14 protein-coding genes are annotated in these 15,516 nt (G+C 55.0%); 8 read left to right on the top strand and 6 right to left on the bottom strand.

The window, feature by feature from the left end:
* Nucleotides 1-25 precede the first annotated feature (25 nt).
* From dapB to HG15A2_RS15080, 3 genes are all read left to right on the top strand, one after another.
* Entirely contained in the window at nt 26-820 is a 795-nt protein-coding gene (gene dapB / locus HG15A2_RS15090; protein WP_145061017.1) for a 4-hydroxy-tetrahydrodipicolinate reductase, read from the top strand.
* Between the two features lie 47 nt (nt 821-867).
* Nucleotides 868-1,248: a hypothetical protein gene (locus tag HG15A2_RS15085; protein WP_391483900.1), complete on the top strand. Its 381-nt coding sequence runs from the start codon at nt 868-870 to the stop codon at nt 1,246-1,248.
* Nucleotides 1,249-1,336: 88 nt separating this feature from the next.
* Nucleotides 1,337-2,731, top strand: coding sequence for an MFS transporter (locus HG15A2_RS15080; RefSeq protein ID WP_218931992.1), 1,395 nt, complete (start codon nt 1,337-1,339; stop codon nt 2,729-2,731).
* A 67-nt stretch (nt 2,732-2,798) separates the two neighbouring features.
* Here the strand turns inward: HG15A2_RS15080 and HG15A2_RS15075 are convergent, their stop codons facing one another.
* The 3 genes from HG15A2_RS15075 to HG15A2_RS15065 all read right to left on the bottom strand — a co-directional run bounded on the left by HG15A2_RS15075 (nt 2,799) and on the right by HG15A2_RS15065 (nt 6,319).
* A complete protein-coding gene (locus tag HG15A2_RS15075) occupies nt 2,799-3,179 on the bottom strand; it encodes a heavy-metal-associated domain-containing protein (RefSeq protein WP_145061014.1) in 381 nt (126 codons plus the stop codon).
* 183 nt (nt 3,180-3,362) lie between these two features.
* The gene (gene thiC / locus HG15A2_RS15070; RefSeq protein WP_145064087.1) at nt 3,363-4,709 is read right to left on the bottom strand and encodes a phosphomethylpyrimidine synthase ThiC; all 1,347 of its coding nucleotides are present in this window, start codon (nt 4,707-4,709) and stop codon (nt 3,363-3,365) included.
* Nucleotides 4,710-4,921: 212 nt separating this feature from the next.
* On the bottom strand, nt 4,922-6,319 hold the full coding sequence (locus HG15A2_RS15065) for a c-type cytochrome (protein ID WP_145061013.1): 1,398 nt from the start codon (nt 6,317-6,319) through the stop codon (nt 4,922-4,924).
* Between the two features lie 159 nt (nt 6,320-6,478).
* Here HG15A2_RS15065 and HG15A2_RS15060 point away from each other — a divergent pair, with 159 nt between their 5' ends.
* The gene (locus HG15A2_RS15060) at nt 6,479-7,165 is read left to right on the top strand and encodes a metallophosphoesterase family protein (protein ID WP_145061012.1); all 687 of its coding nucleotides are present in this window, start codon (nt 6,479-6,481) and stop codon (nt 7,163-7,165) included.
* A 46-nt stretch (nt 7,166-7,211) separates the two neighbouring features.
* Here the strand turns inward: HG15A2_RS15060 and HG15A2_RS15055 are convergent, their stop codons facing one another.
* Nucleotides 7,212-8,330, bottom strand: coding sequence for an esterase/lipase family protein (locus HG15A2_RS15055; protein WP_218931991.1), 1,119 nt, complete (start codon nt 8,328-8,330; stop codon nt 7,212-7,214).
* Nucleotides 8,331-8,470: 140 nt separating this feature from the next.
* On the bottom strand, nt 8,471-9,583 hold the full coding sequence (gene recA / locus HG15A2_RS15050; RefSeq protein WP_145061010.1) for a recombinase RecA: 1,113 nt from the start codon (nt 9,581-9,583) through the stop codon (nt 8,471-8,473).
* Between the two features lie 392 nt (nt 9,584-9,975).
* On the opposite strand from recA, the gene HG15A2_RS24135 reads away from it, so the two are divergent.
* The 4 genes from HG15A2_RS24135 (at nt 9,976) to HG15A2_RS15040 (ending at nt 12,116) form a co-directional block, all read left to right on the top strand.
* Nucleotides 9,976-10,125, top strand: a complete 150-nt coding sequence (locus HG15A2_RS24135) for a hypothetical protein (RefSeq protein ID WP_218931990.1) — start codon at nt 9,976-9,978, stop codon at nt 10,123-10,125.
* A gap of 2 nt (nt 10,126-10,127) precedes the next feature.
* A complete protein-coding gene (locus HG15A2_RS15045) occupies nt 10,128-10,316 on the top strand; it encodes a hypothetical protein (RefSeq protein ID WP_145061009.1) in 189 nt (62 codons plus the stop codon).
* A 79-nt stretch (nt 10,317-10,395) separates the two neighbouring features.
* Nucleotides 10,396-10,539, top strand: coding sequence for a hypothetical protein (locus tag HG15A2_RS24130; protein ID WP_218931989.1), 144 nt, complete (start codon nt 10,396-10,398; stop codon nt 10,537-10,539).
* Between the two features lie 80 nt (nt 10,540-10,619).
* Complete coding sequence (locus HG15A2_RS15040) at nt 10,620-12,116, top strand: vitamin K epoxide reductase family protein (RefSeq protein WP_145061008.1); 1,497 nt, start codon at nt 10,620-10,622, stop codon at nt 12,114-12,116.
* Here HG15A2_RS15040 and HG15A2_RS15035 read toward each other — a convergent pair.
* Nucleotides 12,103-15,135 (bottom strand): serine/threonine-protein kinase, encoded by a 3,033-nt coding sequence (locus tag HG15A2_RS15035; RefSeq protein WP_145061007.1) that lies wholly within the window; start codon nt 15,133-15,135, stop codon nt 12,103-12,105. The two genes, HG15A2_RS15040 and HG15A2_RS15035, sit on opposite strands and share 14 nt — an antisense overlap.
* Nucleotides 15,136-15,516 lie beyond the last annotated feature (381 nt).

The raw sequence follows: 15,516 nt of genomic DNA, 5'->3' as shown, positions 1-15,516 counted from the left end.
CCTCTAAGTAAGAATTAGTCTGAAGATGCCCATCAAACTAGCTGTACACGGTGCTGCCGGAAGAATGGGGCAACGGGTGGTTGCTTGTGCCGCTGCGGATCAAGGATTCCAGATCGTAGCCGCTCACGAGTCGGTCGATCATCCGCAACTTGGACAAGATGCCGGCACGATAGCTGGTGCTGGCGAGCTTGGTTTGCAGCTCTCTGCCGTTACTGACTCGGATGCGGAAGTGGTCATTGATTTCTCGGTGCCCAACGCGTCCATCACGATTGTTGAGCATTGTGTGAAGCAAGGGACTCCGCTGGTGATCGCGACCACGGGGTTCAGTGATCAACAGATCAATACCATTCACCAGGCAGCTGAAACCATACCTGTCGTGTTCGCGCCGAGTATGAGTCCTGCGGTGAACCTGGTGATGAAACTCACCGAAATCGCCGGCGGCGCGCTCAAGGATTTGCCGACCGGCGTGGATGTGGAGATCATCGAGCGCCACCACCGCTTCAAGGAAGACGCCCCCAGCGGTACTGCCCTCAAGTTTGGCGAGATCGTCGCCAACGCGATGGATAAGCCAGATGTCACCCACGGTCGTGAGGGGCGCCCCGGGCAACGGTCTGCAGGCGAGATCGGCTACCATGCCGTCCGCACGGGCGACAATCCGGGCGAGCATACGATCATCTTCGGCATGCTCGGCGAGACTATCGAACTGAACGTTGCCGCCAGCAATCGCGATTGTTATGCGCAAGGAGCACTGATGGCGGCAAAGTGGGTTCTCAACAAACCGGCCGGCCTGTACGGCATGGCCGAAGTGCTAGGATTCTAGTCACACTTCCCTTCTAGAGCCAATCGCCAAAGGCCAATAGCCCTATTATGAAATGCGACGAAGGATACCTCTGCGACGTATGTGGCCAAGACGTCGCGAAGCTCACGGGCAGCGATCTCTACCTTCGCTATGTTGCCGGAATGCTCGATCCCGAAGTCCTTCACACTACGCCGGAAAGGCACATCCGCTGTAATCCAACGCTCGCCCAATATATCGTTGCCGAGGGGTTCGAGCCGGTGGCCGTTGAGGGCGACTTCGCAAAAGAGAACCTTGATGCTCAGTTTGTCGAAGAGCGAGAATCGCTCATCACACGGAGCTGGCAACGCCTTCAAGAACTAGCAAAACAAGACCTGCCGATCATCGATTATCCGCTACCTGAGGTTCGTCAGCGTATCAGCGAACAAGCAAAATTCGACCAAGTCGAGTGAGTAACTCTCGGCGTGCTCATCTCTTACGCTGATATAGCCGACAACACTTCTCTTGTAGCATTGGTCGATGCCGCCCATAATCGCCCGCATGAGCAATTTTCCTGCAGCCAATCAAACTGCGATTAAGCAGACCATTAATAAGCAGGAATTGCCGACTCTTTACGCGGACCGTTCCTTCTGGGGCATGACCGTCACGCAGTTTCTGGGGGCGTTTAACGACAATCTGTTCAAGCAGTTAGTGCTGTTGCTGTCGATTGTGACTCTCGCGGACGGCTCGACGGTTGATCGACAGGGCATGGCTACCGCGATATTCTCCGCTTCATTCCTGGTGGTAACGGGCTTTGCTGGATACCTTTCTGATCGATTGTCCAAGCGTGGCATCATCATCGCGTGCAAAGTTGCTGAGATCGTCGTGATGGGACTCGGAGCGATGGCATTTTACGCCTATATGCAAAGCGAGAGCCTCGTGCCGTTGCTGCTCGTCCTCTTTCTCATGGGTGCTCAAAGCGGTTTCTTCGGCCCGGCGAAGTACGGAATTCTCCCTGAGATGCTCGCCGAGGAAGATCTACCGCGCGCAAACGGCTTCTTTTTGATGACCACTTTTATTGCCATCATTCTTGGCATCGCGGCAGCCGGTGCGCTGCTGGACATATTTCCTGAGAAGAAGTGGATCGGGTCGATCATTAGTATTGCGATTGCCACTGTCGGGACGATTTCGTCACTCTTTGTTCGCAAGACGCCTGTGGCAAATCCAGGTCTCGAATTGAAGGTCTCCTCCTTCTTAGTGCCACCCGACATGATTCGTCTCTTGCGACTCGACAAGCCATTGCTCGCCGCTCTGGTAGTCTCCAGCATCTTTTGGATGATGGCCAACATGGTCCTACTGGGCTTGAACTCTCTAGGGAAGGTTCAATTCATGGCAAGTGAAACTCAAACGAGCATGCTCTCGGCTGTGGTGAGCCTTGGAATTGCTACAGGTTGCGTCCTGGGCGGTTTGATATCGAAGGGAAGAATTGATTTTCGGCTGATGCACTTGGGAGCGATTGGTTTAGTGGTATGCCTGGCGATCATGGCAGTGCCGTCCGCCGGAGATATCACGCAGCTAGTAGGTCCTGATGGCAAACTTATGCGCCTGCCAGGTTTCGGGGAGAGCGCTCAGTGGCTTGGCTACTTTGGCAGTATCGGTGTCTTGGGTGCTGCGGGCATCTTTACCGGGCTGTTCGCAGTTCCGTTACAAGTTTTTATGCAAACTCGTCCGCCAGACGACAAGAAAGGGCGAATGATTGCCGTCATGAACCAAGCCAACTGGATTGGTATAGCTATTTCCGGCTTGCTTTACAAAGGCGCAATAGTAACGATCAAATCGACGCAACAACCTCGCAGCCTCATTTTCTTGTATATTGGGTTGCTCATGCTGCCGATCGTACTGTTCTATCGTCCCAAGAACGAGCCGCACCCCGACTCCCCAAAGGTCAGCGCATAAAAAACCGCAGCTCGTTTGCTGCGGTTTTTAAGAATGCCTAGGGCGACTAAGAGCCAGTCGTCCGAACTTACTGCACAAGTTTCGTATCGACAAACTGAATATCAACTAACGCAGCGACGGCTGCTTCAGGGTTAAACTGTTCTTTGTCGATAGAAACTACAGCGGTCTTGGTATCAAGATCAACTTTCACATCCTTGACGCCTGGCTGAGCGGCAAGCGTTTTCTTGACTGCTGGTGTACAAGAAAACTCGCAGTGCATGTTCGGCACGCTAAACTCTACTGTAGGGGCTCCTTCGACATTGAAGGCAACCTGAGTCACCGCAGCGGATTGCTCCGAGCCCTCAGCGTTGGGGCTGGAAGTAGCTAGTCCAGCAGCAATGGGCTCTGTGGATGTTTCCGCTTGGCAGCCAATGGTCGTCAGTGCGACCAATGCAAGAAGACGTTTCATACTAAACTCTCCAATGGGTGGGCCCAAAAAAATGGGTCTGTGGGGGGCAGGTACGATGTAACGCGACACAGGAGGTCACGCCGGTGGGACTTCATCCGATTGCACTCTCTACACCATAAAGTCTACCAGGCGCATCTACTTTTGGCAAAAGCGACCCGAAATCGTGCTTAAAAACCAGCAGGCTCAGCCCTCCGAACCGCTCGGTTGCGGCGTACTGAGCTCCACGAGCTCGCCGTTTTCGGCCATTTCCCGAATATCCTGGGTGATTTTCATCGAGCAGTACTTCGGCCCGCACATGCTGCAGAAGTGGGCGCTCTTGAAGGTGTCTTGTGGCAGCGTTTCGTCGTGGTAGCGTTGGGCGGTCTCTGGATCGAGCGCCAAACGAAATTGCTCGTTCCAGTCGAACTCGAAGCGAGCCTTAGAGAGCGCATCGTCACGATCTCGGGCACCTGGACGTTGGCGAGCAATATCTGCGGAGTGGGCTGCGATCTTGTAGGCGACCATGCCCTGCTTAACATCCTCAGGCTCAGGAAGGCCCAGATGCTCTTTCGGAGTTACGTAGCACAGCATGGCAGCTCCCGCCCAACCGGCAAGCGATGCTCCGATGCAACTGGTGATGTGGTCGTAACCAGGGGCGAAGTCGGTGACGAGCGGTCCCAGTACATAAAACGGAGCGCCGTTGCAAACTTCAATTTGGCGTTCGACGTTCATCTTGATTTGGTCCATGGGAATGTGCCCAGGACCCTCAACCATGACTTGTGTGCCGCGTTCTTGACCACGAGCTGTCAATTCACCCAGCACGTCGAGTTCGGCAAACTGCGCTTCGTCGCTCGCATCGGCCAGCGATCCAGGACGCAGACCGTCGCCTAAGCTCCAAGTCACATCGTACTGACGCATGATGTCGCACAGATCGTCGAACGCCTCATACAGCGGGTTTTGCTTGCGGTGCGTCATCATCCACTTAGCGATCAGCGAACCGCCCCGGCTAACTATGCCTGTCACGCGATTAGTCGTCATGTGCAGGTGCTCGTACATGACGCCGCAGTGGATTGTCATGTAATCGACGCCCTGTTTTGCCTGATGCTCGACCATGTCCAGGAAGTGCTGGGGACGCATCTCCTCGATCTCGCCGCCAAGTTCTTCGAGCATCTGATAAATCGGCACCGTTCCGATGGGAACGGGTGAGGCTTCGATGATCGCTTTGCGGATGGTGTCGATATTACTACCGGTCGACAGGTCCATCACTGTGTCGGCACCGAAGTGAACGGCCGTGTGCAGCTTTTCCAGTTCGCCATCGAGATCGCTGGTTACTGCGGAGTTGCCAATGTTGGCGTTCACTTTGCACTTTGATGCAATGCCGATAGCCATGGGCTCCAGCCGACCTGCGGCATGAACCGTATTAGCAGGGATCACCATGCGACCGGCAGCCACTTCGTCGCGAATGAGTTCGGGGCCGAGTTGTTCTCTCTCTGCCACGTAGTTCATCTCAGGGGTAATCTCGCCTGCGCGGGCAAACTCAAGCTGCGTGATGGGGTTAGGCATCGATCAATTACTTCCTTTAGGACTGGCTTACACATTTGGCCCGTTTTGGACAGGCTGTTCGGATTTCGGGTACTCATTAGGGGGCTCGCTGGGCGGAAACCCGTCGCCCGAAGGGACTTGCGTATTTGCGCACCCAGCGAACGCTCCATCCTATCGCCCCCCTACGGACTGTCAATGAATACAGCGTCTTGGAAGGTTTACTAGAGAGTTTTTAGATACTCAAGCACCGCCCGTCGCTCACGTATTTTTAGCTTCTCTGGGAAATCGTGACCGCCGGCACTCTTGCCGTGCCTTCGGGTATCAAAATAGTACCGACGCTCCGACGAATTGAGCCCCTCAGCGGGCATTTCCAAGATTGTTTCCACCGAAAGCCCTACTTTCTCGAAATCGTAGTCTTGTTCGGAGGACGTCGTGGGAGAGCGAATCTTACGCAGCCAGGTGACCGGACGCTCACTTGGATTGAGCACATCCCACAAAGTAGGCACGCTCCCATTGTGCAAGTAGGGAGCCGATGCCCACACTCCTGCCAGCGGAGGGGCAAGGTAGCCTCCCGGGTCCGCCACCACCTCGCCAGCCTGCCCGTACTCATTGATCCAATTCCGACCATAACTTTCGCGATGTTCCGGAGTCAATGAGCGCAGCCTTATGGGATCTGTCTTCACCAGGTCCCATTCGACGATGCGTTCGGGGTATTGCTCTGCAATGGACCGATCAGGATGGTAGGTGCCATGACATTCAGAGCAATTTTTATCGAACACCGCCCTGCCCTGCTCCGCTAACTCTTGGTCGATTTTCTGCGGGTACTTAGGAGCTTCCAAAGACTGGATGTACGCCTGAATGTGTCGGAAGTCGTCTTCCCATTCGCGAAACTTCTCCGGGCCGTTTTCTCGAGAAGCGATGAATTGCATGAGAGCGCGGTGGCCCTGCGGAGCGAAGTCGTCGCAGTAAAGCCGCTCCTTGAGCGACGTGTTCCACCAAGCAGGCGCGTCGTGATCGTGATGCGTCAAGCGGGGTGGCAAGCGGTCGGAGTGGATGTTGAGATCCTGATCGCGGTAGTGCATCAGAGCCACACCAAACATCACCGCGTTGGTCGTTCCGACAGTCCTGCCCAGTGGAAAGAAAGACGAGCCAATGTCGAGTCTGCTGAGCTGCTTGCCGAGCTTGATCTTCATTGCCCGCGTGTCCTCGACTAAAGTCTCAAGTGCGAATTGCGTGTTGGCAGCACCGGGCACAAGCTCACCCGCAACCGTACCTTGGTGACAAGCGAGGCAGTTGATCGTCCAGCGCCCTCGATCATCGACCACGTACTGGATTGGTCGGTGCCGGGGATCGTCGGGACGCTCCACGAGTCCATATCTCCGATAAGCCATCCGACGACGCTCCTCGGGACTCGCCTTCGCAGCTTGATCACGTAGAGAGGGCTCCCACGTCTGCCAAACTTGGTCAAATGTTTCCTGGTCGAACGCGCTCTCTACGTACGCCTTGTTTAAGAGCAATTCGTAGCCGCGATCAGCGGACGGGGGAGCTGCACGAGTTATCGAGAATTGGTTCCCTAGGAAGCAGCAGAGGACGGCAGCAATTGGTATGTATCGGGGCATTTTGTTGGTTGTCTCGCTGCTTGAATAGGCACGGTCGAGAGAGCGCGCTATTGAATCATCACCTCAAACCGCGACAATTCAATCGAATTCACGCGACAGGGCAGCCCCTAGTGCTTGTCTTGTCCACTATCTCAAGTGCTTCGCCAACCCACCTCGCCCATGGCCACTCAATCATCGCCAAACTCTCGCGTAATTGCCATAGGCGATATCCATGGTTGCGACACCGCGTTTCACACTTTGTTGGAAGGGATCGAACTACAGGTTGAGGATACCTTGGTCATCTTGGGTGACGTTATCGATCGTGGACCGGGTAGTCGTACGGTATTGGATTTGCTTCTTGAACTACGTGAGCAATGTCAACTGACTTGCATACTGGGCAATCACGAACAGATGCTCTTAGACGTGGTTGACGGCAAAATGCCTCTCCGTCAATGGCTTGGCTTTGGGGGTGAGGAAACACTCGATTCCTATCAAAAGGATGGGACGCTCGGTTCTTTTTCTGAGCAGCATTTCGATTGGATTCGCACTTGGGGCGACTATTACGAGACGGAGGAACACTTCTTCGCTCACGGTAACTTTCAGCCGAAGATTGATCTAGGCGAACAGGCTTGGGAAGAAATGCGCTGGCTATCGTTGCACCAGTATTCGCCTGGCCCTCACAAGTCTGGAAAACGGGCAGTCCTGGGCCACACTTCAAACAAGGCGGGGAAAATCGTCGACGCGGGGCATCTTGTCTGCATCGACACTTACTGCCACGGCGGAGGTTGGCTAACGGCTTTGGAGGCGAGAACAGGGCATGTTTGGCAGGCGAATGAATCGGGAGAGATGCGGCAAAAAAAGCTTTAGGCTGTTGGCGATTGTTGCCGGCCCACTCCTACTCAAGTCGAGATAGCTACTCAAGTCGAGATAGCAACGCGGCCTGCACTTGCCGTATCGGATCGGTCTCAGCTTTGCCGGTGACCGACAGATGGCCGAAAGGGAGAATGACGATATCATCAACTCCCTTAAGTCTGCCACGCTCCACGGCTACGATGCCGTCTCCTTTGCCCTCGACTACCTCATCCATGTCTTCCAAAAGACGTTCAAGGCGTTCAGCCGATCCGCTGATTCCTGGTAGCTTGCTGCCGGTCTTGCGAATTGCGTTACGTATCCACGCCATTTCGTCATTCGACATGGTTGCTGCGGTGCCCAGGAAAATACTGTACTGAATGTCAGGGTTACGAGGTCGCGCGTTCAGTTGCGTAAGGAAGGGTGAGCCAGGCACAAGATCGTCGGCCGCTTCGCCTAGGCCATCGACCACCGAGTCACGCCAACGGGCCCAGGCTCCGCCCTGTTTGCGACTGAGCCAATGCTCCCAAACATCAGTGGCCACGGCAAAGTGAGCCACCATCGTTCCTTGCGAAGGTGGCGCAAGCATGAGTAGGTGATCGACATTACCCGGGTTCAACTCGGGGTCTTCCAAGCACGCACGAGCGACTAGGCCGCCCATCGAGTGGGTGATCAAAGCCACGCGACGTTCGGGGCACTCCTTGGCTTGCTGCCTTAGTTCACGTGAAAGACGCTCTGCCGATTCGCTTAAGCTGAAATCGTTGGGGTAAGTGAACCCGCCGCACGGGTACTGCCGCTCGATAAACGGTTCCATGACTGCGGCGTTTCGTTCATAGCAAGAATTAAATCCGTGGACTTGAATCACTAGCGGTAGCGATTCCTCAGCTTCCTTGCAACATTCGTGCAGCGAGAGCCCAAACTTTGCGTCGTCTGCATGTTTGTAGACCCGGCTACGAAGCCAACGCTTGAACCCGTAGTCGGTTGCTTCGCGGACAACTGGTTTCGCAACAGTTATCCATTGCGATTCGGCGTCAACCTCGGCAGATGCATCTGCAGCTTGCAGTTGGCCGGCACAGGTGGATAGTATCACTGCGAACAGTATCGTTGCGGTCGTGAATCGCGAAGCAGTCGCTGGACGACCAGTATCGAATTGACGAGTATTGAAGTGAAGAAACCTAAGCATAGCCATTAGCTCCAGTGGCCCGTCCTTGTGGGCAACGCTAATGCGCAACCCTACCGGCATATCTTACCGGTTAGGTACTAGTACGCAAAATGTTCGCTTACGGTTCGCCCCAGAACGTGTCCGCCAGAGAGGCGGCAGTATTAGGATTTCTCTGAGTCCTCAGTGTCCGCTTCCCCGTTGCTTACAGGTGCGGTGAGCAGGTCGTTAAAACCACCCGCGGCGAGCAGTTTTTGCCGGATTTCCTCTGCAATTTCTGGGTTTTCTTTCAGGAATGTGCGAGATTTTTCCTTACCCTGGCCGAGTTGCATCTCGCCATAGCGGAACCAAGCACCACTCCGCTGGACAATGTTTTGCTCGGCACCCATGTCGAGGATGTCTCCCTCATAGCTGATTCCGTTTTCGTGCATCATGTCGAATTCCGCAATGCGGAACGGCGGGGCGACCTTGTTCTTGACAATTTTTGCTCGCACACGTTGCCCGACGACTTCCTCGCCATCTTTGAGTGCGCCAATGCGACGGACATCGATTCGGCAGGAGCAGTAGAACTTCAGCGCGCGGCCACCTGGCGTGGTTTCGGGGCTACCGAACATGACGCCGATCTTCTCGCGGATTTGGTTAATGAAAATCACGCTGGTTTTACTCTTAGCGATGGCACCGGTGAGCTTTCGCATGGTTTGGCTCATAAGGCGTGCTTGAAGGCCGACGTGAGAGTCACCTATCTCGCCGTCGAGTTCCCGCTTCGGCACCAGTGCCGCTACGGAGTCGACCACAATAATATCCACCGCGTTGCTCTTGATGAGCATCTCAGTGATGTGCATCGCCTCTTCACCATGGCTGGGTTGGCTGACGAGCAGTGTTTCCAGATCGACGCCCAGTTTCTTTGCCCAGGTGGGATCAAGAGCGTGCTCCGCGTCGATGAACGCAGCGATGCCGCCCGTCTTTTGAGCTTCGGCTACCACGTGCAGTGCGAGAGTTGTCTTGCCGCTCGACTCAGGGCCGTACACTTCGATGATTCGGCCGCGGGGAATCCCTTGTCCCCCGAGGGCAATATCCAGTGAGAGGCTCCCGGTAGGAATGCCCTCGATGCGGCGGATCTTATCGGCTCCCAATGGCATGATGGAACCTTCGCCAAACTGCTTCTCGATGGCAGCGACGGTGTTCTTAAGCTCAGGGCTACCGGCCATCAGCGCCTGGACGGCAGACTGCTTGTCAGTGCCTTTGGACTTTTTACCTGCTTTGGACTTCTTGGCCATGGCCTTCGCTTGAGGTTTTCGTGTTTTAGGTTTTGTGGCTTCAGCTTGTGATGCTGCAGTTGTGTTTTTAGTGTTATTGGCTTCTTTTGTGGCGGTGGCAACCATTGATTTGCTCCTGTTTGTATCAGACTGTCTGCATTAGAAAAGGCGACGACCGAGAATTCCGCGTCTCAGGCGGTGAAAACACGGCCGGGTGGTGTACGCACGAATACTATAAGCGTGTACAGTGTCTGTGGCAAGGCCTTTCCCTCAGGATTTCTGCGAGCAAGAATAGAGTGAGGGCTTAAAAAAACGCATATCAAAGCGAGGTAACGACTTAGATGCTTAGTCTGGAACAACTTGAGACCTACCGACGGATGACTCCCGGAGACTGAAGCTCGTTGTCCCTGCGGATGACTGAGGAACAGGGGCCTGCAATGCTGGGTGGGACAGCGATGGAGATTGACCGGCGATTCGAGCTGCTCAATCGCGAGAACGACCTGCGAAATCGTAATATTCTCAGGAAATTGGCTGACTCGGTGAATGTGCGAGCGGGAAAGTAGCGATGACGCCCGTGGAACAGTTGCTGAGCGACCTAGTGACTCTGTTGGCCGACCGAGAACTTCCTTACGCCATGATCGGTGGTTGGACGAACGGAGTGGCTGGGATGCCGCTGGTGCAAATACCTTTGTCGATGGGCGGACTCTGGTTGCCGATCTATGCCTTGCTGAAACACCTTTCCAAGCGAGTTTGATGAACAGAAGGCAGCGTCTCCCAGTCGATGGATTTGACGCTTGGGTAGCTAGGCCGAGGATATCATTCTCCTGACGCTTATGGCGAGTCGGCATCGTAATCTGGGTGATGTTCAGGACATTTTCTTCATGCGAGGCGATATTGACGAAGCATACTTGCATCTCTGGGCTAGGAAGCTGAATGTTACGGAGAAATTGCAGCGAGCACTCGACGAACGGCTCTAATTGCCATCGCTCTCGCAAAATGTGGCTCGGAAATTCTGCATTGGCCGGTTCTACCGATTGATTTCACACACCTACTCACCATGTCCACCCGCTCAAAAATCCTAGCCACACTGATCTCCCTACTGTCCCTCGCGGCAGCGGGAGTTGCTGGGTATTTGACTTGGGCGACTTTCAACTCCACTGACGTTGCCGGCTGCACGGGTGAAGTGGGTTTTGATTGCGATACCGTACTCAGTAGTCAGTGGTCGAAATGGTTGGGCTTGCCGGTGAGCCTATTCGGGCTCGTCGTCTATCTGGGAATTGCCGCGATCTGTTGGCTCGCGGCGAGGCGACAGCCGTCGTGGGCACCCACGGTGTTGCTAGCGTTAGGGCTTCTGGCTGCGGGTGCGGGGCTGTGGTTTGTCGGCTTACAGATCGTGATGGTAAAGAGCTTTTGCAGCTATTGTTTAACAGTCCACTCGTGCGGCATTGTGATTGGCGTGCTGTCTTTGCTGCTCGCGATTGGCACGCAAGAAGAACGAGAATTCGCTCTTTGGAATACCTCGCAAGAGTTCGACGATTTCGACGAGGACAGCTCTAGTGTTGTCAAATTACTGGTGAAGTCCAGCGTGATGGCATCGTTGGGCCTCGCTGTGTTGATGGGGGGACAGGTGTTCTTTGCGTCACCCACAATGAGATTCGAGACTGACGTAGAGTTCGCTACCCTGGAGGAAGTGACTGAGCACGGGGATACCGAGAGAGAATATCCCAACAAGAATGTCGAAGACGTGGCCGATACAGAAGCCAGCAACCCTAGTGTCAACCCAGGCGCAGGGACTGAGAGCAAGAGTCCAGCGGGAGGTGCTCCGACCGGCGCAACGCAAGCGGAGGACGTTGAGCCGGACGCACCTGCCGTGGTTGTTTCGGATGATCCGCCTGGTGATGAGGCAATTTTAAGTCCGGCAGAAGGAGAGAACTCCACCGCGCTGCCGGCTGCAACCGAGCGAATGATGAGTTTCAAAGGGTTGCGTGAGTTGCTGGACGTTCGTGACATGCCGATTATGGGCGATCCGGAAGCGAAGTACGTCGTCGTCGAAATGCTCGACTACACGTGCAAGCATTGTCGTCACTTGCATGCGTTGGTTCACGCTTCGCAGGAACGCTACGGCAAGGATCTAGCCTATGTGATCTACCACACTCCTCTCAGTAAGAAGTGCAATCGCTACTCGAAGAAGAGTACCGTCACGACGGCAAATTCGTGCGAGTACGCCTATCTGGCGATTGGTGTGTGGAAGCTCGCGCCGGAGAAATTCTCTGAGTTTCACGAGTGGTTGATGAAAGGGGATAAACCCCCATCGATACGCGATGCTCGCAGAAAAGCCTTAGCACTGGCCGGGAACGACTTGCTCAACAGCGACGAGTTGAGGCAGGACATTAAGCGCCGATTCGCTATCCAGTGTGGTGGCTTAGCTGCGCTGCAGACTGGGTTGCCCGTGGTGATTCTCGAGCAGGGACTCGTGAAAGGCGTTCCTACCACTGAGAGCGAGTGGTTTGAGTTTCTAGAAGCAAATCTCGGTGTGAAGGCTAAGGATCGCTAGCCGATATTTTGTCATCTGCCTTCATTGCTTCTTCACGCTCTATTTCTTCGTCCGCTATCTCTTTGTCCTCACTCTTATTCCCGGACTCATCGGGCGATTTTTCCATATTCCGTATTTCCTCAAGAAGCTCCTCCGCCTCTTCGCTTTGCTGTTTGTATTCGCGGTTTGCCGGATGTTGCCGTGCCAGTTCGGCAAAGCGATCGCGAGATCGCTCTAACTGCTCCAGGCCGGTTTCGCCTTGGCCAAGCTCGATAAGTATCTCTCCATAGTTGCGCTCCGCATGCGCAAGATCGATAACGTAAAGCGGGACATTGGGGAATTGCTCAACCATGCCTTTGAGCGTTTCGATGGCTTTGGTGAGTGGCTTGATAGCCGCCTCGCTATTTCCCGAATCGACGAGCATCCACGCCCTATTGATCTCCGTCGTAGCAAGATTGGCTTTGTATCGCGGTTCTTGCGGATTACGGATCGCTAACCTATTCAGTAGCGAGACCGCTTTCTCGTAATAGGCATCTGCTTGAGTAACCTGCTCTGCTTCCGCCAAGTCTTGCTGGTCGCCTAGAGTTCGATAACAGATCGCCAAGTTAAACTGAGCGTCCATATCATTCAGGTCGAGCTCTCCCAGCATCTCAAAATATTTGACGGCTTGCAGGTAGTGCTGAAAGGCTGACTCATATTCTTCCATTTCACCATGAAGTCGGCCCAAGTTGTAGCTTCCCTTTCCTGCGTCACTGAGCAGCTTGGCATTGGACGACTCCGTGTTCAAACGCTCCTCTCGCATCGTTTGTGCTTCGTCCAGCAGTGTGAGACCCGCCGCTTGATCGCCTTCGCCAAGCTTCATCGTTCCCATGTTCATAATGCTGTTGGCGAGGGTGCGTAAGTACTCAACGTTTTCCGGAAATCGTGCAAGTAGTTGCTGACGAATTACACGAGCCTGCATAAAGTAGCTGCGGGCTTGCTCAATTTGGGAGAGCTTGAGCAGTGAAGTGGCCTTCGCGTTGAGTGTGCGACCGAATTCATAAAAGCGTTGCTCATCTGATTTGGATAAGTCTCCTGACGCTGGGATCCTTTCACCAGCGGGCAGCAAGGCCTGATAGGACTGAATCGCTAAGTCGTAGAACGGAATCGCAGCGGAAGGCGAATCAATTTTGTGTTTGATGCGGCCTACATAATAGTTTGCCTGAGCGATTTCGTCGCGCATGGAGTCGTCAACTTGGCCACTACTGAGAAACTCCTCGTAATAGGCGAGTGCTTGCTTGAGGAGTTCATCACGCAGCGGTTGCATGCCACTTTGGTTGAGCAAGGTGTCTTCGCTCACGCTGATGAAGTAATCGTTGACAGCTTCTCGAGCGAGTGTGAAGTTCTGCTCTGCGCGGGCTCGTTGGGCCTCAACCCGGCGGTTGGCAGCGCCCAGCAGTAAGACGCCGAGCGTAAGGCCAATGGCTGTGACTGTGAGCACACCTGCCGAACCGACCACCAGCGAACGGTGCTTGCGCATCCAGCGGAATATTCTTGCTGAGAGCGGGTCTTCGTAAGCGCGCACCGGTTCGTCGGCCAACCAGCGCTCGATATCGTCGCTGAGGTCACCTGCCGTGAGATAACGGTCGGGGATGTCGCGTTGCATCGCTTTCAGGCAGATTGCTTCCAAGGCACGCGGTATCGAAGCATCGAAGAAACGCGGCTTAGTAAATTTACCTTGACGAACGCACTCCAGCAGCATGGTCGGGTGCGCGTCGGAAAATGGCGGCTGCCCGGTTAGCAAGTGGAACAGCGTGGCACCGAGGCTGTAGATATCGGTTGCCGGCCCCAACCGATCAAGCTGCCCCGCGGCCTGTTCGGGGCTCATGTAGGCAGGGGTGCCGACGACTGTACCCATTTGCGTTGCCGTGGAACCATCGGACGAAAGCGGCTGGAGAGGCAGTTCAACAGTATCGGTCGGGTTCTCATCGGCATCGATGGTTTTTGCTAGGCCCCAGTCGACGACCAGCGTTTCGCCATACTTCCCAAGCATGATGTTGCCCGGCTTGAGATCGCGATGCAGCACGCAGCGATTATGGGCGTATTCGATGGCATGGCAGACGTCGACAAAACGCCCCAGAAGCTGCCTAAATCGCAACTCGTAGTCGCCTCCCTGCTGTCGCTTAGCGCCTTGCGCGTCCAATGGGAAGTCATTGCGAAACGATTCGATGGCCAGCTTGAGATTATCGCCCCTGATGAATCGCATCGCATAAAACGGGCGACCATCCGCGTATTGACCGAGGCCGTAAACCGGCACCACTCCAGGGTGCTCGAGCGAGCCGGTAATCTCCGCTTCGAGCAAGAAACGCGAGCGTGCTTCGGTGGAGTCGGCGTGTTTGGGAAGGATTTCTTTAAGCGCAACCTCGCGATTGATTTCCTCGTCCCGGGCGATCGACACCTGCCCTAGACCACCGCGTTGGAATGGCTTGATGATCGTGTAGCGGTCGGCTGCGCCGGTGGATTGGTTGCTGCCGTCATTGACCTTGAAGCTTATCTCTCTAGAGCCGCCCTGAGGGATAAAGGGCAGCGTCTCGTCGTTGGCCGACCCCGCGGCAGGCGAAGGAGACTCCGCAGTGGTGAGGGCATCGGAAGGGCTCTGTGGTATTGGGGCTGCTGTGGCGAAGCGGTCGAGTGGTTCGTCAGGAGTCGGTGCTATCGGTGTTTGGGCACCGCCGACGCTGAGTAGTTGAATCGTTTCTTCCAGCGAACGATCCCCCAGAGCGTCCGCCATTTCGAGGACCACCGCACCCGCGTCGATGCTCGCGAGGCTCTCCACGGCGTTATTGCCATGCCTCGCCAGATGCTTCTCCACGAGTCCAGCGAGAAGTTCTCGCTCCCCCGCGTGTAACGCGCCCTGGCTTTCGAGCAGATCGACCAGTGGCACCTCACGTTGACCAGACCAAGCTTTGGTGGCAGCGATCAACTGCTCGCGCGAAATGAAATCCAGCTGCAAAGCCAGCACACCGACAAGCAGGTTATGGTCCGCATCAGAGTGGCTCACCGAGTAGCCCTTGGGTGGAGATGCATCGAGCAAGAACGAAGTGACGACTGTGATTCTAATTCAAATCCGCGCAGAAAAGTAGCTCGGCCATCGGAGGCTTAGTTGCAGGGATGCTCGCACTCACTCCCGCATGTCACTTCAAGCGGAGAGAATCTGGAAACCGAACCACAATCACGCCAGAGGTACTGATCGATTGAAACGCCACGCCTCTGCGCGGGCAGCAAGGTTCGCGTTGGCGCGGTTCAGGACGTGATCAACAGGACACCACGCGCGGTTCGGTGGGGTCTTCCCATGAGGCTATGCTAGTCAGAGGTTGCAGGGAGGAGGAAAAGGTTCCAGGCATTTTGCAGGTCTGCGAGGCAACCTTGTCGATGAGCAGGG

This window comes from Adhaeretor mobilis (assembly GCF_007741515.1).
GTDB classification, from domain to species: Bacteria; Planctomycetota; Planctomycetia; order Pirellulales; family Lacipirellulaceae; genus Adhaeretor; species Adhaeretor mobilis.
This window is presented reverse-complemented; position numbering and strand designations above follow the sequence as displayed.